A 22,205-nucleotide genomic window follows, 5' to 3' on the forward strand; every position below is an offset into this window, starting at 1 on the left:
GGAAGTCGGCGCCAGACAAGGATGTCGGAAGCGGGCGAGGAAGCCGACCGTTTGATTGGCCGATTCGATCGTTCTGTTCCGCCCACCTCGTCCTTCTCCGTGAAACTGAAAACTCCGTCTCTTCACGTCGAGAGCGACCTGATGAACCTTCGTGGGACACGCCTTCAAGGTCCCGTCATGATCGAACCCCGGATCTTTCGGGACGAGCGTGGCTACTTCCTTGAAACCTGGAACCAGTCACGATCCGGGGACCCCGGAATCCCTTCGGACTTCGTTCAGGACAACCTTTCGCGTTCCGCGAAGGGGGTGCTCCGAGGACTCCACTACCAGCACCCCGCTGCCCAGGGGAAGCTCGTCATGGTCCTCCAGGGCGAAGTTTACGACGTCGCCGTGGACATCCGCGTTGGCTCGCCGACCTTCGGGCAATGGATGGGCCTCACCCTGTCCTCGGCCGATCACCGGCAGCTCTACATCCCGCCCGGATTCGCCCACGGCTTTGTCGTGACCAGTGAATTTGCCGTGTTCATGTATAAGTGTACGAACTTCTATCGCCCCGAGTTTGAGGGGAGCGTCGCGTGGGACGACCCTGACCTGGCGATCGAGTGGCCCGTCTCCTCGCCGATCCTGGCGGCCAAAGACCGAGACGCACCACGGCTCCGGGCGATCCCGCCGGACCGGCTCCCCGCCTGGCCTGAGATTTAAGAGCGATAGGCGCCCGAGCGGATCCGATTGACCCATGGGGTGTGGGTGCGATACCAGTCCACCGTCGCGGCCAGGCCGGTCTCGAACGAGGTCAGGGCCTGCCAGCCCAACTCGGACTCGGCCTTCGAGCAGTCGACGGCGTAGCGGCGGTCGTGGCCGAGGCGATCGGTGACGTGGCGGATCAAGGTCTCCGGCTTGCCGGTCAAGGTGAGCACCGCGCGGGTGACGTCGATGTTGAACCGCTCGCTCCGGCCGCCGAAGTTGTAGACTTCACCGGCCCGTCCCTGCCGGAGCGCGGCGTCGACCCCTCGGCAGTGGTCGGAGACGTGGATCCAGTCGCGGACCTGCCGGCCGTCTCCGTAGACGGGCAGGGGGATGTCGGCCAGGGCGTTGGTCACGAACAAGGGGATCAGCTTCTCGGGGAACTGATACGGGCCGTAGTTGTTCGAACAGCGGGTGATGATGGTCTCCAGGCCGTGCGTGTGGTAGGCGGCCCGGACCAGGAGGTCGGCCCCGGCCTTGCTGGCGGCGTACGGGCTGTTGGGGGCCAGCGGGGTCGACTCGAAGAAGGGCGGGTCGTCGGGCAGGAGCGTGCCGTAAACCTCGTCGGTCGAGACCTGAACGAACCGGGGGGTGCCCGCCGCGCGTGCGGCGTCGAGCAGGCATTGCGTCCCTTGAATGTTGGTCCGCAAGAACGGCGTGGCGTCGTCGATCGAGCGGTCGACATGGCTCTCGGCCGCGAAGTGAACGATTGCGTCGAACCCCTCGGCCACCAGGCCCATGACGAGCGACCTGTCCGCGACATCCCCCTTCACGAACCGATAGCGCGACTCGCCGTTCAGGCCCGCGAGGTTGTCCGGGTTGCCGGCATACGTCAAGGCGTCGAGGTTGGTCACCTCCAACTCGGGGTAAGTCTCGAGCTCCCACCGCACAAAGTTCGCGCCGATGAACCCGCAGCCGCCGGTAACGAGAATCCGCTTCATGAGGAGCCTTTTCTTCTTTGCCGTCCGTGCAAATTGATCGCGATTTTCCTGAACATCCTGCCTTACTAACACCCGCCTGGTCAACTCTCGAGGGGCAGAAAAGCCAGGCGGGCAAAGTCTTCCCGGCGTGTGGAGAGTATTGTCGCCCTGGGGAGGCGACCGTTCCTCGCCAGGGGTGAAACCTCTGGGAATAGGATGAGATCAAATGAGGATTCTTTGCAGCCCCGGAGGGGCGACCGTCAGATGCCGCAGGCCGGCTCTGACGGTCGCCCTTTCGGGGCTGCGTTGCGTAAAACCGCTGGGTCTGTAAAGGTGCCGGAGAACAGGGTTTCAGAGAAATTTGCTGTTGGGATTGATCAGGCCCAGGAGGAATCCCAGCGTGATGATGAGCAGGACCGCCCCTGAGATGGCTGCAAAGAGGTAGTCCTTGTCGAACAGGAATACCGCCGTCGTCAGCGCGACCCGCAGCACCGGGAGAGCGATGAGCAGCACGATGCCGATCGACAGGCATCGATCGGAAAGAGCCGTTGAGCCTTGAACGAGCGGGGAAATGTCGTCGAATACGCTCAACGCGATTCCAAGGAGGATCCAGCCGGAGGCGACGAGGGCGCCGTAACGCAGGAGGCTGGCGAGAATCCCTTCCATGCGGGCGAGCTGCTGGGGTTTGTTCGGTGCCACGCTCATTGCTCAGATCCCTCTCACCGGGCCGCCGCCCTGAAGTGCGGCGAGGAACATCTTTGCCGCGAGTGCCAGCAGGACGACGATGAACCACTTGCGGATTCGCTCATTCGAGGTCCGCATGAGGATCTTCGTCCCCAGGTAGGCCCCGGCGATCGAGCCCAAGGCGACGGGGGCGGCAAGCTTGGCCAGGATATCCCCCCGGACGTAGTAGATGCCCGCACTCGCCGCCGCTGTCACGCCGATCATGAAATTCGAGGTCGCTGAGGAGACCTTGATCGGGAGCCGGAGAGCCGAATCCATCGCGGGGACCTTCAGCACGCCGCTCCCAATACCGAGCAGCGAGGACACCGCGCCGGCGGCATACATCAGGACCAGTCCCAACCCGACGCGGCTTACACGGTAAGCAACCTCCTGCTGAGTCATCGGCTCGGGATAACTGGAGTTGAGCCGCAACCTGGTTGCCCACCGGTCCGGCGGTCCCTCGAAGTCTTGCGTCGCACCGGCCCCCTTTCTTTTGCGGAACATCTGGTAGGCGGAGACCAACAAGATCACTGCGAACAGCAGATACAAGCTCGACTCAGGGAAGACGCCCCCGAGGACCACGCCCGTGAGGGCCCCGAGCGTCGTGCCGATCTCCAGCAAGATGGCCAATCTCACGTTCGTGAGACGATTCTCCATGGCGCTGGCCGCACTCCCGCAGGAACAGCCGATAACCGAGACCAGGCTGGCGCCGACGGCATGGCGGATGTCGACGCCGAACAGCAAGACGAGGGCCGGAACGATGAAGATCCCCGCCGCCATCCCCAACATGCCGCCGAGCAGGCCCGCCGCCAGCGACGTCAAGCCGACGAGCACGGTGAAATCTGGACTTCCTATGCTCATGCCTTCACCTTCCTTTCGAAGCGATCCGCGGCAGGGCCTCGAGCGGGATCGGGGACGGGCGCCTTTGCAGACGCGTGGTGAGCCTGAGCTTGTCGCCCCGGTAAAACAGCTTCTCGAAATCCACCGGGTTCTGGTCGAGCGAGTACGAGACCCGCTCGATCAGGAGAATGGGGGCTTTCTCTTCAATCCCGAGTGCTTCCGCGACGGCCGGGTCGGCCGAGACCGCCTCGATTCGGTAGTCAGCCTCGAGAAGCGGCGTGTCGTATTTCCCTTCCAGCAAAGAGAAGATGGGATAGACCTCCAGGTCGTTCTCCACGACCTTTCGTCCGAGCCCGAGAGGCAGATAGGTCTCATCCAGTGAGATCGCGACGTCGTCGGCCATCCTGACCCGCCTGATTTGCATGACCTCCGTGCCGATCGGCAGCCGAAGTTGCCGGGCGACTTCCTCGGTAGCCGGGACCGTTTCCTTGCTGAGCAGCTTGGCCGAGGGCTGCAACCCGATCGCCACCATATCCTCGACGAACCCGGTCAGGGCGGTCAGCTCTTGCGTGAGCTTCGCTGCGCGGACGAACGTCCCCTTCCCTCGCCTGATCTCGATGAGCCCGAGACGCTCCAACTCCTGGACGGCCTTGCGGACCGTGGTCCGACTGACGCCATATTTCTGGACCAACTCCTCTTCCGAAGGGATCTGGCTGCCGGGCGCGAGCACTCCGGAGGCGATCAACGACGCGAGGTCCTGCTCAATCTGGAAATAGAGCGGGATGGCACTTTGTGGATTCGGATTCATACGGACATCATGACGTCGTGACGTCCGGTCGTCAAGGGTCAGGTCTTCGCAAGATCCTGAAGGTTTCAGGGAGACAAATTAGGGGACTTGACGGTCGTTTCAGCCGAGTGCCCCGTCTTCTTGACTTTACTATGAGTCCAGTAGATACTGGGTTCATAGTAGCCAAGTAGGGGGGGGCCATTTGATGAAGAGTACACGACCGTCGGAGCTGGAGTTGCAGGTGCTTGCGGTGCTCTGGGACCGCGGGCCGTCGTCGGTGCGGGGGGTGCAGGAGGCGCTTCCTGACGGGAAGGACCGGGCGTACACGACGGTCCTTTCCGTGTTGCAGGTGATGGAGAAGAAGGGGCTGATTGGGCACTCGCCACAGGGCCAGGCGCACGTTTACCACACGTTGGTGAAGCGTGGGCAGGTGTTGCGGCCGATGATGCGCGAGCTGGTGCGCAACGTCTTCGGCGGCAGCCCGGCGCGGGCCTTGCAGTCGCTGCTCGACGGCTCGAAGCTCGATGCCGACGAGCTGGCGCAGATCCGGCAGGTCATTCAGGACGCGGAGCGGAAGGTGGCCCCGGGACCGGAAGAGGAGGCCTCATGAATCCTCTCGATCTCTTCGCACAACCGGCCTGGCGGCACCTTGTCTTCGCATTGCTCCACACGCTCTGGCAAGGGGCGGTGCTGGCCTTGCTTCTGGTGCTGGCTTTGCGGTGGGTCTCGGTCCGCCATCCGCACGCCCGATACCTACTGGCGCTGACCGCGCAGTTCGCGGTTCTCCCGGCCGGGCTGGCGACCTGGGCCGTCCTCGAATACCCGCCGACGCGGCCTCAGCCCCTGCCGCTGGCCGTTCGCTTCGCCCCGCTCCCGGTCGTCGTCTTGCCGCAGGCCGAGCCCGCCATCATGGCCAGGGTTCCCGAGGAGGCTGTACCAAGGCAGGTCGGTTTCGATTGGGTGCCGGTGGCGGCCTTGGGCTGGCTGGCGGGTGTGGCCCTCATGCTGGCACGCACCACCGGCTCGGCGCTGGGGGCCGTTCGCCTGACGCGGGGGACGCGAGTCCACGACCGGGATCTCCTCGACCTGGTGGAACGCCTTCGGCGCGAGATTGGCATCCGCTGCCAGGTCCGCGTCGTGCCTTGCAGAGACAACTTCGGGCCGTGCGTGCTCGGCCTGGTCTGGCCGACGATCGTGCTTCCGCTCGCCTTCGCGACCAGCCTGCCGGCCGACGAGTTGCGGGCGATCCTCGCCCATGAGCTGGCGCATATCCGGCGGCGCGACTCTCTCTGGAACCTGGCGCAGATGCTCGTCGAGTCGCTCCTCTTCTTCAACCCGGTCGTCTGGTGGCTGGGTCGGCAGGTGCGGGTCGAGCGTGAGGCCTGTTGCGACGCGATGGCCGTGGCTTTGACCGGCCGGCCCCTCGACTACTCGCGGACCCTGGCCGACTGGGCCGAGCGCGTCCAGCGGACGACGCCGCATACGGTCGCCGTCGCCTGGGGGGGGCCGGGGCATCCCTCCCTCCTGCGTGAGCGGATCCTCCGGATCCTGCGCCCGGGCGAGCGGCCAAGGGCGCGGATCTCGTGGGGGGGGCTGCTTGCCTTGCTGCTGGTCGGGCCGGCCTTCCTGTTCGGTTTGCAGCGCGGGACGCGCGTGGCCGTCAGCCTGGCCGCCCAGGTGCTCGCCCCCGCCGAAAGGCTCGAGCGGCTGAAGGTCGCCCAGGCTGAATATGCGCCGAAGGACCAGGAGGCCGCGGGGGAGGGCAAGGTCACGATCAAGGGGACGATCCGCACTCCCGATGGCTTGCCCTTGTCCAAGCCGGTTGCCGCCTCCACCTTCACGCAATCGCGGAACTCCTCGGCCATGGTTGCGTTGTCACCCCTGAAGGGGACCTTCTCGTTCGAGTCGAGCTATGCGGGCTTGACGTATCTCTATGTCGGACCCGAAGACTACGCCCCCACCTTGGTTGGCCCCTTCGCCACCCGACGCGGTCAGACCGTGGAGGGGATCGACATCTTGCTCGAAGCCGGCTTCCCCGCGCGAATCCGCGTGGTGGACGAACGGGGTGCGCCAGCCGCTGGCGCGCGGGTCACGGTGGGCCTGGTCACGGAGGATGGTTCGTCCTTCAACAGCGCGAGTTGGGTCACCGACGTTGAAGGAATTGCCACGATCCCGCATGCCTCGCGACGCCCTTATCAGTTGAGTATCGACGGGGCCGGATTCCAGCCATTCTCCACTGGCAGCGTGACCCTCAAACCGGACGTCGACACGAAGCTGGCCATCACCCATGCGCAGCCGACCCGTGGCGTCGTTGTGACGAACGACGGCGAGCCGATCGCCGGTGCGCGGATCAAGAACTTTTTCGAGGCCGGGCCGACAACGGCTTGGGGACGCGGAGGCCACGAGCCCCCCATTGCCACCACGGACTCCGCTGGACGGTTCACGCTCGACCGGCTCGAGAACGAGAAGACGTATGCGTTCCTGATCGAAACGGACTCCCACGGCCGCTGCGTCGTGACGGGCGTCGAGCCCGGCCAGAGCGGCCTGCGCTGGACTGTCGACCGCGACCGCACGATCGCCGGCACGATCAGGGGCGATCTTGCCACCCTCAAACAGGACGCCGGCAAGCCGATCATCTGGGTTAGCCAGAAGGTCGCCATTCCTGATCTCCAGCACGGCCCGCGCTCTCAGGACCTCTTCTGGAGCGTGCCCGTTGAGCCGACGGAGGGGGGCGGTTCGTTTCTCATCAAGGGTCTGCTGCCGGGTGAGGCGACCTTGGCGGCGGGGAAACAGAGTTTCCGGCTGGTCGTGGAGCGGCCGGAGGATTCGGTGACAATCGACCTGGCTCAGCCTCAGCCTGTGACTGTGATTCCAGCGAGCATGCGCCGCGTGGTGCTCCGGATCACCACGCCCGATGGGGCGCTCGAACCGTCGGGGGCGGTCCAGATCCTTGCGTCGTCCCACGCGGGGGAGGCACCGGCCACGAGTCGTAGCGTGCCGATCGAGAAGAGCAAAGTGGCGTTCGGCACCCCGGTTCCTGGTCCCGCCCCTTACAATATAGAGGGGGTGTTGAGCTACTCGTCGGGGGCGGAACGGGTCGTTAAGGCGTTCTCCTCAGTAGGGCTAAGCTTGCCGATCGAGAAGGGCAAGGTGGTGTTCGACGCCCCGGCTCCTGGTTCCGTCTATTACGAGGCGCAGGGGGTGGTGGGCTACTGGTTCCCGAGTGGGAGCTTTGAGGTTGAGCCGGGGGCCGAGCCGATGGAGGTCGAGGTTCAAGGGGTGCCGGCCGGGGCGATCATCGGCCAGGTGTTCGACCCCGACGGTAAGCCGGTTGGCGAGAATGTCTCCATCGAATGCAAGATGGTCGAGAAGCCGCCAGCCTTGGAGGGGGGGCAACTTGGAGGATCCCAGAACGTCGTCATTGAGCAGGGGCGCTTCTTTCTCTCTCCGTTGCCGATCGGCGGCACGTATGTCGTTGTGGCGTCCCAGGGGCACAACAAGCAGATCAGCCAGCCGGTCAAGCTTGACGGGACGCGGGCGACCGAACGCGTCGAGCTTCGACTTGCGAAGCCGGTAACCGCCTCGGGGCGGGTCGTCGGCCCGGACGGCCTGCCGCGCCGGGGGATGCCGGTCATGCTGAACTTGAGGCATCCCCACGCCGAGATGTCCTGGAGCCCGCCCACACTGACCGATGACGAGGGCCGGTTCCAGTTCGACGGCCTCAGTCCCGTGATCGGCCCCTACCGTGCCGAACTCAATCTTCGCAAGGACGATCAGCCGGTTGCGGTGGACCTGAACCCAGGCGGCGCACCGGTCGAGATTCGCTTGCAGACCGGCCACGTGGTGTCGGGGCGGGTCCTGGACGTCGCGACCGGCTGGCCGATCCCAGGGGTCGAGGTCTACGCCCACCTGCCCGTCGGGCGCGAAGACGAACGCGTCGCCTACGAGGCCGAGGGGCGAACCGACGCCCAGGGCCGATTCCGGTTCAGCAATCTGCCGGCCAAGCCCGTCGATTTGAACGATCGCAGCGGCCTGCGCTGGCAGCCGTCGGGCGGCTCGCGCACCGTCGAGCCCGACCGGGACCTGACGCTCGAGATCCGCGCGACCTTGCCCGCCTGGAGTCCGCTCAAGCCGGTCAAGCCCGCCGGGAACTGACCGCGATTTCTCGTCGGGACGGCTTCGGAAGCAGGATGGGCAGCGGCCTTTTCCTGGCGGAAGCCGTCCCCGACGAGATCCACTTCGACTCACGCCCGGCCTTTGGAATTGATGCCTGCCCATCCTTCCTAGCCTTCGGCTTTGGACCAACCAACCCCACCCACTTCGCACGACCTGACTTTGCTCAGTCTCGGGAGGGGTCGTATAATGCGCGAAATCGGCCAGGTCGAGCCTCGCGAGGTTGAGGCTCAGTCCCCCTTTTTTTTGTGTTGTTTTGGCTTGGCCGATTTGCCGACTCCCGGACGGAACGCAGACTCTGCGCGCAAGTAATTTGCCGTGAAGAGATTACGTGACTCCGAGGAAAGTCGTTTTCAACGGTCATTGATTCTCATTTCTCCTCCTCGGCTCGAGGATTACGCACGGTCGCGGTCGAATTTGCCGATTTTCCCGAATAGCCGGGCTTCCCGGGCCGAAAAATGACGTGAGATCGTCAGAACGAACGATTGACTCGGAAGATCAAAAGGCAAGACTCGCCGGCCTCGGAAGGGATGCCCATGAAGGTTCTGATACTTTGCGGAGGGCAGGGGACGCGGCTTCGCGAGGAGACCGAGTTCCGTCCCAAGCCTCTCGTGGAAATCGGCCAGCGTCCCATCCTCTGGCACATCATGAAGCTGTTCGCGCACCACGGCTTCCGCGAGTTCGTGCTCTGCCTCGGCTATCGTGGCAAGATGATCAAAGACTATTTCCTGAACTATGAAGCCATGAATAATGACTTCACCATTTGCCTGGGGCAACGGCATAGCGTCACCCTGCACGACGCTCATGAAGAGCAAGACTTCCGCGTCACGCTCGCCGATACCGGCGAGGAGACGATGACCGGCGGCCGGATCCAACGCGCAGCACGTTACCTGGACGGCGATACGTTCATGGTGACCTACGGCGACGGGGTCGCCAACGTCGACATCACCCGGCTCCTCGCGTTCCACAAGAGCCACGGCCGGATGGCGACCGTGACGGCCATCCGCCCTTACTCGCGGTTCGGGGCTCTCGAGGTCGACAGCGCGGATCGCGTGGTCAACTTTGCGGAGAAGCCGCAAATCGAGGGGTGGTCGAGCGCCGGGTTCTTCGTCTTCAACCGCAAATTGCTCGACTACCTCGATGGCGACTCCTGCATCCTCGAGCGCGAACCGTTGGAACGGGTCACGCAGCAGGGGGAATTGATGATCTACCGGCACGAGGGCTTCTTCTTCGCGATGGATACGTACCGCGAATACAAGGCGCTCAACGACCTGTGGGATAGCGGCCAGGCGCCGTGGAAGGTCTGGGAGAAATGAGCAAGTTTTGGCTGGACAGGCCGACGCTTGTCACCGGCGCGACGGGCCTGGTCGGCGGCTGGCTGGTGACCCGCCTGCTCGATGCAGGGGCCGACGTCACCTGCCTGGTCCGTGACTGGGTGCCTCAGAGCGGTCTGATCCGAGATCGGCTGGTCGATCGGGTGAAGGTGGTCCGGGGGGACATTCGCGATCAAGGGCTGCTGGAGCGGGCCCTGGGCGAGCATGAGATCAACACGGTCTTCCACCTGGCGGCCCAGACGATTGTCGGCACGGCCAACCGCAACCCGGTCTCGACCTTCGAGTCGAATATCCAGGGGACCTGGGCCCTGCTCGAGGCCTGCCGGCGCTCGCCGGCAGTCAAGCAGGTGGTGCTCGCCTCGTCCGACAAGGCGTACGGCGATCAGGAGCAGCTCCCCTACGACGAGTCGACTCCCTTGCAGGGGCAGCACCCGTATGACGTGAGCAAGTCATGCGCGGATTTGATCGCCCACTCCTATGCCGTCAGCTACAAGCTGCCGGTGGCGATCACCCGGTGCGGCAACTTCTACGGCGGGGGCGACCTGAACTGGAACCGGATCGTCCCCGGGACGATTCGCTCGGTCATTCGCGGCCAGCGGCCGGTGATCCGGTCCGACGGCAAGTTCGTCCGCGACTACTTCTACGTCGAGGACGGGGCCAACGCCTACCTCGTCCTGGCCGAGGCCCTGGCTGATCGGCCCGAGCTGGCGGGGGCGGCGTACAACTTCTCCAACGAGGTGCAGGTCACGGTCCTCGACCTGGTTCGGGCGATCCTCCGCGCGATGGGGAGCGACCTGGAGCCGGAGATTCGCAATGAGGCTTCGAACGAGATCATTCATCAGTACCTGAGTGCGGCCAAGGCAAGGCGCGAGCTCGCGTGGGCGCCGCTGTTTGACCTGGACGAGGGGATGGCCCGCACCATCCGGTGGTACAGGGATTTCTTCTCTCATGAATGAGAATGAGTCGAGCGAAAACCTGAGACGGCAGATCCTCGATCTGGTCCGCCGCTATCACACGGCCGCATTCCCAACGCGTCCGTTTACGCCGGGGGAGAGCGCCTTGGCCTGCGCGGGGCGGGTCTTCGATGACGAGGAGCTGGTCCACCTGGTCGACTCCTCGCTCGACTTCTGGCTGACGACGGGCCGGTTCGCCGAGCAGTTCGAGCGCGAGTTCGCCGCCCGGTTCGGGGTGCGCCATGCTTTGCTGGTGAACTCGGGGTCGTCGGCCAACCTCGTGGCCCTCTCCTGCCTGACCTCCCCTAAGCTGGGCGAGCGCCGGCTCCGAGCGGGCGATGAGGTCATCACTGTGGCCGCCGGCTTCCCGACCACGGTCAACCCGATCATCCAGAATCATCTTGTGCCGGTCTTCGTGGATGTTCAGATCCCGACCTATAACATCGACCCGACCCAGCTCGAGCCCGCGCTCTCGAGCCGGACCCGGGCGATTATGATCGCCCACACCCTGGGCAACCCGTTCGACCTGAACGCGGTCACCGCCTTCGCTCGCGAGCACAACCTCTGGCTGATCGAAGATTGCTGCGACGCCGTCGGCTCGACCTACGACGGCAAGAACGTCGGCACGTTCGGCGACCTGGCCACCGTCAGCTTCTACCCGGCGCACCACATCACGATGGGCGAGGGGGGGGCCGTCCTGACCGATCGCCCCCGGCTCAAAACGCTCGTCGAATCATTCCGCGACTGGGGCCGCGACTGCTGGTGCGCCCCCGGCATGGACAACACTTGCGGCAAGCGGTTCGACTGGCAGCTCGGCGAATTACCCCCCGGCTACGATCACAAGTATATTTATTCGCACATCGGCTACAACCTGAAGCTGACCGACATGCAGGCGGCCGTGGGCGTGGCGCAGTTAGCCAAGCTCGACGGGTTCGTCGCGGCCCGCCGGGACAATTTTCGCCGGCTCCGCAACGGGCTCACGGGGCTCGAGGAATTCCTGGTCCTCCCCGAGGCCACCCCCGGCTCGGACCCGAGCTGGTTCGGCTTCCCCCTGGCGGTCCGCCCCGGCGCACCGTTCACCCGCCGCGAGTTGGTGAACTTCCTGAACGGGCGGAAGATTGCGACCCGCCTGGTCTTCGCGGGCAACCTGCTGCGACAGCCGGCGTATGTCGAGATCGAGCATCGCACGATCGGCGACCTGGCGAATACCGACTTCGTCATGAACCAGGCGCTCTGGGTCGGCGTTTACCCGGGGCTCTCGGCGGCCATGATCGACTCCATGATCGCGTCGCTCGAAGATTTTTGCCGCGAGGCCGTCCATGGCTAACCCGCTGGCCGACGACCTCGACCATGTGCTCGCCCAGGTGGACCCGCTCTGGGAAGACCTCCGCGGCGCTCGCCTGTTCCTCACCGGGGGGACGGGCTTCTTCGGCTGCTGGCTGCTGGAGAGCCTCCTCTGGGCCGATGCTCATCGCCGGCTCGGGGTCGAGGTGGTGGTGCTGACCCGCTCCCCCGCCGCGTTCGCCCGCAAGGCACCGCACCTGGCCGGGCATCGGGCGGTCCGCTTGTATGAAGGGGACGTCCGCAGCTTTGCGGACCCCGAGGGGACGTTCACGCACGTGATTCACGCGGCCACCGAGGCCAGCGCCGCGCTGAACGCCGAGGCCCCTCGGATCATGTTCGAGACGATCGTCGAGGGGACGCGGCGGACCCTCGACCTGGCGCGACGCTCGGGCGCATCGCGGTTCCTGCTCACCAGCTCGGGGGCGGTCTACGGCTCCCAGCCCGCCACGCTGACCCACGTCGGCGAGGATTACCCCGGCGCCCCCGATCCGACCGACCCTCGATCGGCCTACGGTGAGGGGAAGCGGGTCGCCGAGCATCTCGCGGCGCTGGAGTGCCACGCCCACGGCCTGGGGGCGGTGATCGCCCGCTGCTTCGCCTTCGTCGGGCCTTACCTCCCGCTCGACATTCACTTCGCGGTGGGGAACTTCGTGCGCGACGCCCTGGCCGGCGGCCCGGTCCGGGTCGCCGGGGACGGCACGCCTTGGCGATCCTATCAGTATGCGGCCGACCTGATGGTTTGGCTCTGGTCGATCTTGCTGCGCGGAGTCCCAGGCCGCTCCTATAACGTCGGCAGTGAAGAGGCGCTCACGATCGGTGACGTGGCCCGTCGGATCGCCGAGGCCGAAGGGGTCGCCTGGGGCATTGATCGGGAACCGATTGCGGGGGCCCTGGCCACACGCTACGTCCCCTCGACCGCCCGGGCGCGGGACGAGCTCGGCCTCGCTTGCCCGATCGGTTTTGACGACGCGATCGCCCGTACGGTTCGTTGGCATCGGAATCGGATTCGGAACCTGGTGGATTGCCCTTCTCCCTCCCTCGTCCCGTGAGGCTTTCATGCACGCTGACCAGGATTCCGGAGTCGCGCAGGGACAGCGCAAGCATATCTGCGTGGTGTCCCCCTGCTACAACGAGGTGGAGAACGTCCGGGAGCTCTACGAGGCGATCAAGCTGGTTTTCGCCGAGCTTCCGCAATATCGCTACTCGCACTTATATATTGATAATGCGTCGACGGATGGAACCGTCGCGATCCTGCGCGAGCTGGCCCACGCCGATCCCAATGTCAAGGTGATCGTGAACGCGCGGAACTTCGGCCACATCCGCTCGCCCTTCCATGCGATGCTCCAGTCCGACGGCGATGCGACGATCCTGATGGCGTCGGATTTCCAGGATCCCCCGAGCATGATCCCGGACTTCATCAAGCGGTGGGAGGAAGGGTCGAAGATCATCATCGGGGTCAAGGTGGAGTCGGACGAGCAACCGCTGATGTATGCGTTGCGGTCGATGTACTACGGCCTGGCCGCGAAGCTGGCGGACATCGAGCTGATGCAGCACGTCACGGGTTTCGGCCTGTACGACCAGCGCGTGATCGAGATTCTCCGGGAGATCGACGACCCTCACCCCTACTTCCGTGGCCTGATCGCGGACATCGGCCTCGACTGCTGCAAGATCCCGTATCGCCAGCCCCAGCGGCGGCGGGGGATCACGAAGAACAATTTTTATTCGCTCTATGACATCGCCATGCTCGGGATCACGAACCACTCGAAGGTTCCGCTGCGCGTGGCGACGATCGCCGGGTTCATGATGTCGGCCGTCTGCTTGCTCTTGGCGATCGGCTACTTCATCGCCAAACTGCTCTTCTGGAACTGGTTCAGCGTCGGCGTGGCGCCGATCCTGATCAGCCTCCTCTTGTTCTCGTCGGTGCAATTGTTCTTCATCGGGATCATCGGTGAGTACATCGGGGCGATCCATACGCAAGTTCAGAAGCGACCCCTTGTGATCGAGAAGGAGCGGCTCAATTTCGAGGGGCCTCCCCCCGAATCGAGAGCGAACGACGGCAATCGCAGGCGTTATGTTTACGCGGTCCAGGACGGACCGCCGATGCCAAGCCCGCTCGACTGGGAGAAGGCCGGTTCCTGACGTTTGGATTGGTCCCTGGAACTTTGGATAAGGAGGATCCAAACTCATGGCGCAATCGAGTCTCCGGAGCGAAGCCGGCTCGGCCCCTCCGGATCGACCTTGCCCGGTCTGCGACGGGGGCGAGTGTGCCGTGATGCACACCCAACGCTTCGTGCTGCCGGAGGATCACCCGCTCCGGGACGGCTACAAGGTGGTCTGTTGCGATCGTTGCGGCTTCGTGTATGCCTCCACGCCCGCCAATCAGGCGGACTACGACGCCTTCTACGCGAAGTTCTCGAAGTATGAGGACAATACGACCTCGACCGGCAGCGGCGTGACTCCGTGGGACGCCGAGCGGCTCGAGGGGACGGCGGCGGACCTCGCACGCTTCATCCCGGACCGCGCCGCGCGGATCGTCGATATCGGCTGTGCCAACGGGGGACTGCTCGCCGCCTTGAAGGCCCGAGGCTATGAGAACCTTTGCGGGGTCGACCCCTCGCCCGGATGCGCCCGGTATGTGCGCGACCAGCTTGGGATCGAAGCCTACCCCGGATTGCTCACCCGGCTCCCGGACGAACTGGGGAGCGTGGACGCGGTTCTGCTTTCGCATGTGATGGAGCACGTCCGGGAACTTCGGCCGGCCCTCGAGGCGGTCCGGAGGGTGATGAAGCCGGGTGCGATCCTCTATGTCGAGGTCCCCGACGCGACCCGGTACGTCGACTTCCTGTTTGCGCCGTTTCAGGATTTCAATACAGAGCATATCAATCATTTTTCGCACGACTCGCTGGCGAACTTGCTGAGAGCGTGTGGCTTGCAGCCGGTCGAGTCGGGCCGGCGGATGCTCATGACCTCGCCCGGGATGCCCTATCCGGCGATCTACGCGGTCGGGGTCGGCTCGGCGGCGAACCTTCCGGTTCCTGCGGAGGCGGTGAGGAAGGATCAGACCCTGAGGCCGGCGATCGAGGCTTATATTGCCGGCTCGGCGCGATTGCTCGCGGCGATCGACCTCAAGATCAGGCGGGCCCTGGAATCATCGGGGCCGATCTTGGTCTGGGGCGCAGGGCAGTTGGCGATGAAGCTGCTCGCCGAGACGTCGCTCGGTCAGGCCGAGATCGCGGCCTTCGTCGACGGCAACCCGATTCATCACGGCAAGACGATTCGCGGTGTCCCAGTGCTTGCCCCCGAGCAGGTTCGGGGCCTGGCCCATCCCATTTTGATCACGAGCACGCTGCACGAACGGGAGATCGTCGAGAAAATCTCCCAGATGGGGCTGAACCATCGCGTGTTGTGTCTTGGAGCTGAGTCCGACGTCAGGAATTCGTCATGATTCGAGTCGCCGATTACATCGCCCGGACCCTCTTCGAACACGGAATCGAGCATGTGTTCATGGTCACCGGCGGCGGTGCCATGCACCTGAATGACGCCATCGGCCGTTGCGACGGGCTCAAGTACATCTGCTGTCATCACGAGCAGGCCTGTACGATGGCGGCCGACAGCTATTTCCGGTTGACCAACCGGCTGGCGGCGGTCAACGTCACGACCGGCCCGGGGGGGACGAACGCCATCACCGGAGTCTTCGGCGCCTGGACCGACTCGCTCGGGATGGTCGTCGTCTCGGGGCAGGTCAAGTGGGAAACGCTCGTCCGGAGCACCGGCCTGCCGCTCAGGCAACTCGGCGACCAGGAGGTGGATATCATCCGCCTGGTTGAGCCGATCACGAAGTATGCGGTGATGGTCACCGAGCCGACCTCGATTCGCTACCACCTCGAGCGGGCCCTCCACCTGGCCCGGAGCGGTCGTCCAGGGCCTGTCTGGCTCGACGTGCCGATCAATGTGCAAGGGGCGATCGTCGACGAGACCGCCTTGCCCGGCTATGACCCGCAAGAAGACCGGATCGCGTTCACGAGCGACCTCGACGGCGCCTGCCGCGATGTGCTCACGCGCCTCAAGCAGGCAGAGCGCCCGGTCATCATGGCTGGCTCGGGCGTGCGCCTCGCCGGGGCAGGGGCCCGCGAGGATTTTCTCCAGCTCGTCGAGGCCCTGGGCGTCCCCGTGACGACCTCCTGGAACGCCCACGACGTGATCTGGAATGAGCATCCGTGCTACGTAGGTCGGCCGGGCACGATCGGCGACCGGGCGGGCAACTTCGCCGTGCAGAATGCCGACTTCTTGCTCGTCCTCGGCTGCCGGCTCAATATCCGCCAGATCAGCTACGACTGGAAGAAGTTTGCCCGCGCGGCGGACCTGGTCATGGTCGACGTCGATGCCAACGAACTCAAGAAGCCGACGCTCAGCCCCAGCCTGGCAATCCACGCCGACCTGGCCGACTTTCTGCCCCGGCTCCTTGCGCTCGTTCATGAAGAGCCGCCCCCTTCGCATTCCGCCTGGCTCGCCTGGGGACGCGAACGGGCCCGGCGGTATCCGGCCGTCCTGCCCGAGTACTGGGAGACCGAGGCGGGTGTCAACCCTTACTGTTTTGTGGATGTTCTGTTCGATCAGCTTCCGGCCGACCAGATCGTGGTCACGGGCGACGGCACCGCCTGTGTGGTGACGTTTCAGGCCGCCAAGATCCAGGAGCACCAGCGGCTCTACACCAACTCCGGGTGTGCCTCGATGGGGTACGACCTGCCGGCGGCCATCGGCGCCTGCCTCGCCAGCGGTGGGCGTCCGGTCGTCTGCCTGGCCGGCGACGGCAGCATCCAGATGAATCTCCAGGAGCTCCAGACGATCGTCGGCCGAGGCTTGCCGATCAAGCTTTTCGTGCTGAACAACCAGGGCTATCACTCGATCCGCCAGACTCAGCAGAACTACTTCGCCGACAACATCGTCGGCTGTGGCCTGGACAGCGGCCTGTCCTTCCCCGACTTCGGCCGCCTGGCGACCGCTTATGGGATCCCGTACCGCCGGGTCGACCGGCATGGCGATCTCGCCACCGCCGTTGCGGAGACCCTCGCGGGCCCGGGGCCGCAGGTTTGCGAGGTGATGCTTGACCTCGCCCAGGCGTTCGCCCCCAAGCTGGCCTCGAAGAAGCTCGCCGACGGCCGGATGGTCTCCGCCCCTCTGGAAGACCTGACGCCGTTGCTCAGCCGCGAGGAATTCGCCGAGAACATGATCATCCCGCCCCTGGCCGAGTGACTCGGCGGGCCTCATTTTCCCTTCCTGAATAATCGGAGAGTCTTGGATGAATTCGCTGGAAAAGCAGATGATCGAGCGGTTGGTGGAGCTCAGGGAGCGGTATCACGTCACCGGGGTAAAGGCGGAATTCGAGGCCGAGGGGACCCGCATGGAAGAGGCCATGCGCTTGAAGGACGTCAGCGCCCAGGCCGGTGTCGGGATGAATATCAAGATCGGCGGCTGCGAGGCGCTGAAGGATATGTTCGACGCCATCAGCCTGGGTGTCGAACGGATCATCGCCCCGATGGTCGAGACGCCCTACGCGCTCCAGAAGTTTCTCGGGGCGGCCAAGCTGGCGTTCGGTGACGACCACGAAGTCGAGCTTTTGATTAACATCGAGACGTTGACCTCGGTCGAGAATTTCGAGGCGATGCTTCGGATCCCTCAGATTGACCACCTCCACGGCGTCGTGATCGGCCGCGTCGACCTCTCCGGTTCGATGGGCCTGGCCCGCGATCAGATCAACAACGACGAGATTCTCAGGCTGTCTCTGCAAGTGGCCAAGCTGGCCAAGGAAGCGGGGAAGTCGGTGGTCGTCGGCGGAGGAGTCTCTGCGCATTCGCTCCCCTTCTTCCGCGACTTCCCCCAAGGCCACCTCGATCGGTTCGAGACGCGCAAGGTGATTTTCAGTTGTCCCGGTGCGCTGGCCAACCCTGAGGAGGCGTTCCTCAAGGCGGTCGAGTTCGAGCTGCTCTGGCTCCGCAACAAGAAGGCCTACTATGGGGCGATCCACCGTGAGGACGACGGCCGCCTCGCGATGATGGAGAAGCGGTATCAGGATTCGATCAACATGGTGAATCAGAAGCGGCCGGGCCATGCATAAGCACAAGGCTCTTGTCACCGGCGGGTCGCGGGGCATCGGCGCGGAGATTGCGATCGCGCTGCGGTGCGGCGGAGTCGAGGTGATCACGCCGTCGCGGTCGGAGCTCGACCTGCTCGATCCGGTTTCGATCGACAGGTACATCGAGGCGCACCACGATGACGGCATCGACATCCTGGTCAACAACGCCGGGATCAATCCGATCGCCGCGCTCGAGGCCGTTTCGGCGGAGGATTGGGCTCGAACCTTGCAGGTCAACCTGACGGCGCCGTTCCGCCTGATCCAGGGGTTCAGTCCGGGGATGAAGTCGGCGGGGTGGGGGCGTGTGGTCAACGTCAGCTCGATCTGGGCCGTCGCCTCGAAGGGGGGGCGGGCCTCTTATTCGTCGGCCAAGTCGGGCCTGATCGGCCTGACCCGGACGACGGCCCTGGAGCTTGCGCCTCACGGGGTCCTGGTCAATGCGGTCTGCCCGGGGTACGTCGAGACCGAGCTCACCCGGGCGAACAATACGCCGGAGCAGCTTGCGGCGATCCGGGGGACAATCCCGGTCGGGAGGCTCGCCCAGCCCGAAGAGATCGCCCGGTTCGTGGCGTTCCTCTGCTCAACGGATAACACCTATTTGGTCGGGCAAGCCCTTGTGATCGATGGCGGTTTCACCTGCCAGTGAAATGGAAGCGAAAGCGAACGCGAAAGTGAGGACGGGACCGATGCTCGAAGTCGTGAGCAGTTCAGGCCGTTATCGGGTCGACGCGGTGGACACGGTCGCCGAGGCGATCGCGGCCGCCCTTGAATCCTCATCAGCCGGGGGCGGGTTCGTCCTGGCTGACGCGACGGTGGTCTCGCTCCACCCTGATGCGTTTGGGCAGGTCGCTGATTCCTCGAGCCGGTTGCTCGTGATCGAGGCTTCGGAAGAGGCCAAGTCGTATGCTGCAATCGAGCCAATCATCGAGGCGCTGATCCAGGCCGGGATCAAACGCAACTCGACCTTGATCGTGGTCGGGGGCGGGGTCCTCCAGGATATCGGCTGCTTCATCGCGTCGGTCTTGTTCCGGGGGATCGCCTGGTCGCTGGTGCCGTCGACTCTGCTGGCCCAGTGCGACAGTTGCATCGGGAGCAAGAGCTCGATCAACGTCGGCCGGTTCAAGAACCAGCTCGGCACCTTCCACGCCCCGAAGCAAGTTTACCTCGTCTTTGACCTGCTCCGGACCCTCCCCCACGATGAGATTCGCTCGGGGATGGGGGAGATCATCAAGCTCCACCTGGTGGCCGGTGAGAACGAGCTGGCGCGGTTGAAAACCCACCTCGCCCACTATGCAGCCACCGGGGAAGGGCTCGACCAGCTCGTTTGGGACGCCTTGCGGATCAAGAAAGGGTTCATCGAGCAGGACGAGTTCGACACGGGGAGAAGGAACCTGCTGAACTACGGCCATACCTTCGGCCATGCTTATGAGTCGGCCACTCAGTACGGCATTCCACACGGGATTGCCGTGTCCCTCGGCATCTCGACGGCCACCTTTTTTTCGGAGCAACTCTCCCTTGCCCCGGCGGGGGCCGCTGATGCGATCGATGAGCTCTTGAAGCCCTGGTATCAGCCGTATGAACGCGTTCTGCACCAGGCCGATCGTCAGGCGGTCTTCGCCGCGATGAAGCTGGACAAGAAGAACACGGGCGCCTCGGTCACCTGCATCTTGACCCGAGGGCCGGGGCAGATGGAGAAGGTTCCGCTCGACGCAAATGCTCAGGTCTTTGAGCTTTTGAGCAAATACTATGAACGAATCTCAATTCCGAATAATTTGTAGCCCCGAAGGGGCGACCGTTCCTAGCCAGGGGTGAAACCCCTGGGAATAAGATGAGATCACTATCCAATAATTTGTAGCCCCGAAGGGGCGACCGTTTCTAGCCAGGGGTGAAACCCCTGGGAATAAGATGAGATTAATTTAGAATAGTTTGCAGCCCTGAAGGGGCGACCGTTAAAACGCCAGGGCTGATTTTGACGGTCGCCCCGTTGGGGCTGCGGAACGTTTCCAATATCGAATTCCTCCAGGGGTTTCACCCCTGGCTATGAACGGTCGCCCCGTTGGGGCTGCGGAACGTTTCCAATGTCGAATCCTCTTCAGGGATTTCACCCGCCTGGCTATGAACGGTCGCCCCGTTGGGCTGCGAAACGTTTCCAATGTCGAATCCTCTTCAGGAGTTTCACCCGCCTGGCTATGAACGGTCGCCCTTTAGGGTTATGAAATACAGATATGACTTCGCGGCTTGATGCTAAAGATGAGTCCGTGCGGTGGGAAGGAGCTTCGCGCCTTGATCGACGACGCCATCCTCGGGACGGTTTCCGCCGTTCCGGATTCGAATCCACCACGCAAGGGGCTGAAGCGGCTCTTGCGGGTTGCCTCGTACGGGCTCGGGTTTGGGCTGTTGGGGTGGGCGCTCTGGAGGAATCAGGGCTCGGTACGCGAGGTGATCGGGCGCAGGCCCAACCTTTATGATTTGGCGTTGGCCTTGGTGCTGGGGGAAATCGCCCTGTTGAGCACGTTCGCCCGCTGGTATCTGCTGGCCCGGGTCCAGGGGGTGCCGTTGACGTTCCGCCAGGCCGTTCGCATCGGCTTTCTCGGCCATGCGTCTGAGCTCGTCGTTCCCGGGCAACTCGGGGGGGACGTGGTCAAGGTGGCCGCCTTCTGTCGAGGAGAAGGAGAAGGACGGCAAGACCGAAAGCGGGCCCCCGGGATTGCGTCGGTCCTGTTCGACCGGGTCACGGGGGTCTTCGGCCTGTTCCTGCTGGTCAGTCTGATGGGAACGCTCCAGTGGTCCACGGCGGCCGTCGCCGTCCGGCGGCTGATCGAGGTCGTCTGGCTGGTCACGGGCGCGGGCCTGATCGGCTTTGCGGTGTTGTTCCTGCCGGCCACGGCGGTCTTTTTGCGGCGGATCTTGGGAGAGGGGGGGCTCCCCGGGAAGCTGGCCGGTCTCTGGGATGCAGCGGCGGCGTATCGCGGCCATCCGTTGGCTGTCGTCATGGCCCTGGCGATGGCGATGGCCAGCCATGCGTTCTATGCCTTCTCGTTCTATGCGGTGATCCGTGCGCTCTTCCCGATCGCTCCCCCCCTGACCACCAGCCTTGTCATCATCCCCTTGATCCTCTTCACGGCGATCGTCCCCCTTCCGTTCGGGGCCCTCGGTGTCGGTGAGGAGGTCAGCGGCGAACTGTTCCGGATGATCGGCCACTCGATCGGGACCCCGGCCATGCTCGGCGCTCGCTGCGTCGGCCTCGGCCTGAGTTGCCTCAGCGTTCTCATTTCCTTGTCGTCTACGCGCGGTCCCCTCGCTCCGGAGAGACAGGCAGAGGGGCCGGATCCCTCATGACAATAAACTGGGGGCGAGGATCAAGTCGGCGGCGGCGGCCAGGTCTTCGGTGACATGGAAGGCGGCGGCCGTCTCCTTCTCCGCTTCGTCGAGGCCTTTGCCGGTTTGCACGAGAATACTGCCGCGACAGCCGGCGTTGACTCCGGCCAGAACGTCGCTGAGCATGTCGCCGATCATCCACGAGGCGTCGAGGTCGAGCCCGAGCGCGTGGGTCGCGCGGAAGAGCATCCCGGGTCCTGGCTTGCGGTCGATATGTTCGATCCGGCTCCGGTCGGCGATCGCGGGGGGCTCGGGGCAGAACTCGATGGCGTCCACGGCCGTGCCCGCGTCGGCGAGCTGCCGGTTCATCTCGTCATGGATCAGGCCGAGCTGCGCTTCGGTGATCATGCCCCGGCCGACCGCCGACTGATTCGTGACCACCACGCAAGCGAAGCCAGCAGCTCGGAGCCGCCCGATGGCCTCCGCTGCGCCCGGCAGCAGGCGCACTTGTCGGACGTCGGACAAATAGTGGACGTGCTCGATGATCGTCCCGTCGCGGTCGAGGAAGACGGCCGGCTTCCCCCCAGGGACTGAGGGACGCTCGAACGGGGCGGCGGCGGAAATCGACCGCGCTGGATTGCGATGGGACTGCGGCTCTTCCTTACCGGTCAACGGAAAATCCCTTCTCGTCACCATGGCGACTTGTCCTGCTCACGATCCTGTCGAAACGTCCGGCTCACCCGACCTGAACCCGAACGCGGCTGGGTCGACGCGCTCTCGTGCGTTTTTTTCGGTTTCCGCAAGGAGGGGCCGATCCTACCATCCGATTTCCTGCGCGGTAAAGAGCGGGAGTAGCCGGGGAATTGCGACCCGGGAGAGGCTCTCGTAAAATTTACAAAGTGGAGATGATCTCGTTCGAGGTTGTCTGGTCGTCGC

At 64.4% G+C, this 22,205-nt stretch carries 19 protein-coding genes; 14 read left to right on the forward strand and 5 right to left on the reverse strand.

From position 1 onward, the window contains the following. Window positions 1-141 precede the first annotated feature (141 nt). Window positions 142-702 (forward strand): dTDP-4-dehydrorhamnose 3,5-epimerase, encoded by a 561-nt coding sequence (rfbC, locus tag SINAC_RS19260; protein WP_015247277.1) that lies wholly within the window; start codon window positions 142-144, stop codon window positions 700-702. On the opposite strand, the gene rfbB is transcribed toward rfbC, so the two are convergent. The 4 genes from rfbB to SINAC_RS19280 all read right to left on the reverse strand — a co-directional run bounded on the left by rfbB (window position 699) and on the right by SINAC_RS19280 (window position 4,035). After that, the gene (rfbB, locus tag SINAC_RS19265; RefSeq protein WP_015247278.1) at window positions 699-1,685 is read right to left on the reverse strand and encodes a dTDP-glucose 4,6-dehydratase; all 987 of its coding nucleotides are present in this window, start codon (window positions 1,683-1,685) and stop codon (window positions 699-701) included. The two genes, rfbC and rfbB, sit on opposite strands and share 4 nt — an antisense overlap. Before the next feature lie 330 nt (window positions 1,686-2,015). Then, a complete protein-coding gene (locus SINAC_RS19270; protein WP_015247279.1) occupies window positions 2,016-2,369 on the reverse strand; it encodes a DUF1634 domain-containing protein in 354 nt (117 codons plus the stop codon). Between the two features lie 3 nt (window positions 2,370-2,372). After that, on the reverse strand, window positions 2,373-3,248 hold the full coding sequence (locus SINAC_RS19275) for a sulfite exporter TauE/SafE family protein (protein WP_015247280.1): 876 nt from the start codon (window positions 3,246-3,248) through the stop codon (window positions 2,373-2,375). A 4-nt stretch (window positions 3,249-3,252) separates the two neighbouring features. Continuing rightward, window positions 3,253-4,035, reverse strand: a complete 783-nt coding sequence (locus SINAC_RS19280) for a GntR family transcriptional regulator (protein WP_015247281.1) — start codon at window positions 4,033-4,035, stop codon at window positions 3,253-3,255. A gap of 184 nt (window positions 4,036-4,219) precedes the next feature. On the opposite strand from SINAC_RS19280, the gene SINAC_RS19285 reads away from it, so the two are divergent. The 13 genes from SINAC_RS19285 (at window position 4,220) to SINAC_RS19345 (ending at window position 21,290) form a co-directional block, all read left to right on the forward strand. Next, entirely contained in the window at window positions 4,220-4,624 is a 405-nt protein-coding gene (locus SINAC_RS19285; RefSeq protein ID WP_015247282.1) for a BlaI/MecI/CopY family transcriptional regulator, read from the forward strand. Continuing rightward, on the forward strand, window positions 4,621-8,169 hold the full coding sequence (locus SINAC_RS19290) for a M56 family metallopeptidase (protein ID WP_015247283.1): 3,549 nt from the start codon (window positions 4,621-4,623) through the stop codon (window positions 8,167-8,169). The genes SINAC_RS19285 and SINAC_RS19290 overlap by 4 nt, the downstream gene beginning before the upstream one ends. A 554-nt stretch (window positions 8,170-8,723) precedes the next feature. Beyond that, window positions 8,724-9,503: a glucose-1-phosphate cytidylyltransferase gene (rfbF, locus tag SINAC_RS19295; protein ID WP_015247285.1), complete on the forward strand. Its 780-nt coding sequence runs from the start codon at window positions 8,724-8,726 to the stop codon at window positions 9,501-9,503. Next, window positions 9,500-10,477 (forward strand): NAD-dependent epimerase/dehydratase family protein, encoded by a 978-nt coding sequence (locus SINAC_RS19300; RefSeq protein ID WP_015247286.1) that lies wholly within the window; start codon window positions 9,500-9,502, stop codon window positions 10,475-10,477. The genes rfbF and SINAC_RS19300 overlap by 4 nt, the downstream gene beginning before the upstream one ends. Next, complete coding sequence (gene rfbH / locus SINAC_RS19305; protein ID WP_015247287.1) at window positions 10,470-11,801, forward strand: lipopolysaccharide biosynthesis protein RfbH; 1,332 nt, start codon at window positions 10,470-10,472, stop codon at window positions 11,799-11,801. Before SINAC_RS19300 ends, rfbH begins: the two co-directional genes overlap by 8 nt. Further along, a complete protein-coding gene (locus tag SINAC_RS19310; protein WP_015247288.1) occupies window positions 11,794-12,867 on the forward strand; it encodes an NAD-dependent epimerase/dehydratase family protein in 1,074 nt (357 codons plus the stop codon). Before rfbH ends, SINAC_RS19310 begins: the two co-directional genes overlap by 8 nt. Window positions 12,868-12,874: 7 nt before the next feature. Beyond that, window positions 12,875-13,957, forward strand: a complete 1,083-nt coding sequence (locus SINAC_RS19315) for a glycosyltransferase family 2 protein (RefSeq protein ID WP_015247289.1) — start codon at window positions 12,875-12,877, stop codon at window positions 13,955-13,957. 46 nt (window positions 13,958-14,003) lie between these two features. Beyond that, a complete protein-coding gene (locus tag SINAC_RS19320) occupies window positions 14,004-15,263 on the forward strand; it encodes a class I SAM-dependent methyltransferase (protein ID WP_015247290.1) in 1,260 nt (419 codons plus the stop codon). After that, window positions 15,260-17,071, forward strand: coding sequence for a thiamine pyrophosphate-binding protein (locus tag SINAC_RS19325; protein ID WP_015247291.1), 1,812 nt, complete (start codon window positions 15,260-15,262; stop codon window positions 17,069-17,071). The genes SINAC_RS19320 and SINAC_RS19325 overlap by 4 nt, the downstream gene beginning before the upstream one ends. 46 nt (window positions 17,072-17,117) lie before the next feature. Next, entirely contained in the window at window positions 17,118-17,933 is an 816-nt protein-coding gene (locus SINAC_RS19330) for an aldolase/citrate lyase family protein (RefSeq protein ID WP_015247292.1), read from the forward strand. Then, window positions 17,926-18,597, forward strand: a complete 672-nt coding sequence (locus tag SINAC_RS19335; RefSeq protein WP_015247293.1) for an SDR family NAD(P)-dependent oxidoreductase — start codon at window positions 17,926-17,928, stop codon at window positions 18,595-18,597. Before SINAC_RS19330 ends, SINAC_RS19335 begins: the two co-directional genes overlap by 8 nt. A gap of 40 nt (window positions 18,598-18,637) precedes the next feature. Further along, entirely contained in the window at window positions 18,638-19,729 is a 1,092-nt protein-coding gene (locus SINAC_RS19340) for an AroB-related putative sugar phosphate phospholyase (cyclizing) (protein WP_015247294.1), read from the forward strand. 505 nt (window positions 19,730-20,234) lie between these two features. Continuing rightward, window positions 20,235-21,290, forward strand: coding sequence for a lysylphosphatidylglycerol synthase transmembrane domain-containing protein (locus SINAC_RS19345; protein WP_020467356.1), 1,056 nt, complete (start codon window positions 20,235-20,237; stop codon window positions 21,288-21,290). Here SINAC_RS19345 and SINAC_RS19350 read toward each other — a convergent pair. Continuing rightward, a complete protein-coding gene (locus SINAC_RS19350; protein WP_015247296.1) occupies window positions 21,285-21,965 on the reverse strand; it encodes a D-glycero-alpha-D-manno-heptose-1,7-bisphosphate 7-phosphatase in 681 nt (226 codons plus the stop codon). The genes SINAC_RS19345 and SINAC_RS19350 overlap by 6 nt on opposite strands. Window positions 21,966-22,205 lie beyond the last annotated feature (240 nt).

The organism is Singulisphaera acidiphila DSM 18658 (assembly GCF_000242455.2).
In the GTDB taxonomy this organism is placed as follows: domain Bacteria; phylum Planctomycetota; class Planctomycetia; order Isosphaerales; family Isosphaeraceae; genus Singulisphaera; species Singulisphaera acidiphila.

Bases quoted from the DNA above. Each gene is read 5' to 3' on its own strand.
- rfbC (WP_015247277.1), top strand. From the start codon at position 142: ATGAACCTTCGTGGGACACGCCTTCAAGGTCCCGTCATGATCGAACCC.
- rfbB (WP_015247278.1), bottom strand. From the start codon at position 1,685: ATGAAGCGGATTCTCGTTACCGGCGGCTGCGGGTTCATCGGCGCGAAC.
- SINAC_RS19270 (WP_015247279.1), bottom strand. From the start codon at position 2,369: ATGAGCGTGGCACCGAACAAACCCCAGCAGCTCGCCCGCATGGAAGGG.
- SINAC_RS19275 (WP_015247280.1), bottom strand. From the start codon at position 3,248: ATGAGCATAGGAAGTCCAGATTTCACCGTGCTCGTCGGCTTGACGTCG.
- SINAC_RS19280 (WP_015247281.1), bottom strand. From the start codon at position 4,035: ATGAATCCGAATCCACAAAGTGCCATCCCGCTCTATTTCCAGATTGAG.
- SINAC_RS19285 (WP_015247282.1), top strand. From the start codon at position 4,220: ATGAAGAGTACACGACCGTCGGAGCTGGAGTTGCAGGTGCTTGCGGTG.
- SINAC_RS19290 (WP_015247283.1), top strand. From the start codon at position 4,621: ATGAATCCTCTCGATCTCTTCGCACAACCGGCCTGGCGGCACCTTGTC.
- rfbF (WP_015247285.1), top strand. From the start codon at position 8,724: ATGAAGGTTCTGATACTTTGCGGAGGGCAGGGGACGCGGCTTCGCGAG.
- SINAC_RS19300 (WP_015247286.1), top strand. From the start codon at position 9,500: ATGAGCAAGTTTTGGCTGGACAGGCCGACGCTTGTCACCGGCGCGACG.
- rfbH (WP_015247287.1), top strand. From the start codon at position 10,470: ATGAATGAGAATGAGTCGAGCGAAAACCTGAGACGGCAGATCCTCGAT.
- SINAC_RS19310 (WP_015247288.1), top strand. From the start codon at position 11,794: ATGGCTAACCCGCTGGCCGACGACCTCGACCATGTGCTCGCCCAGGTG.
- SINAC_RS19315 (WP_015247289.1), top strand. From the start codon at position 12,875: ATGCACGCTGACCAGGATTCCGGAGTCGCGCAGGGACAGCGCAAGCAT.
- SINAC_RS19320 (WP_015247290.1), top strand. From the start codon at position 14,004: ATGGCGCAATCGAGTCTCCGGAGCGAAGCCGGCTCGGCCCCTCCGGAT.
- SINAC_RS19325 (WP_015247291.1), top strand. From the start codon at position 15,260: ATGATTCGAGTCGCCGATTACATCGCCCGGACCCTCTTCGAACACGGA.
- SINAC_RS19330 (WP_015247292.1), top strand. From the start codon at position 17,118: ATGAATTCGCTGGAAAAGCAGATGATCGAGCGGTTGGTGGAGCTCAGG.
- SINAC_RS19335 (WP_015247293.1), top strand. From the start codon at position 17,926: ATGCATAAGCACAAGGCTCTTGTCACCGGCGGGTCGCGGGGCATCGGC.
- SINAC_RS19340 (WP_015247294.1), top strand. From the start codon at position 18,638: ATGCTCGAAGTCGTGAGCAGTTCAGGCCGTTATCGGGTCGACGCGGTG.
- SINAC_RS19350 (WP_015247296.1), bottom strand. From the start codon at position 21,965: ATGGTGACGAGAAGGGATTTTCCGTTGACCGGTAAGGAAGAGCCGCAG.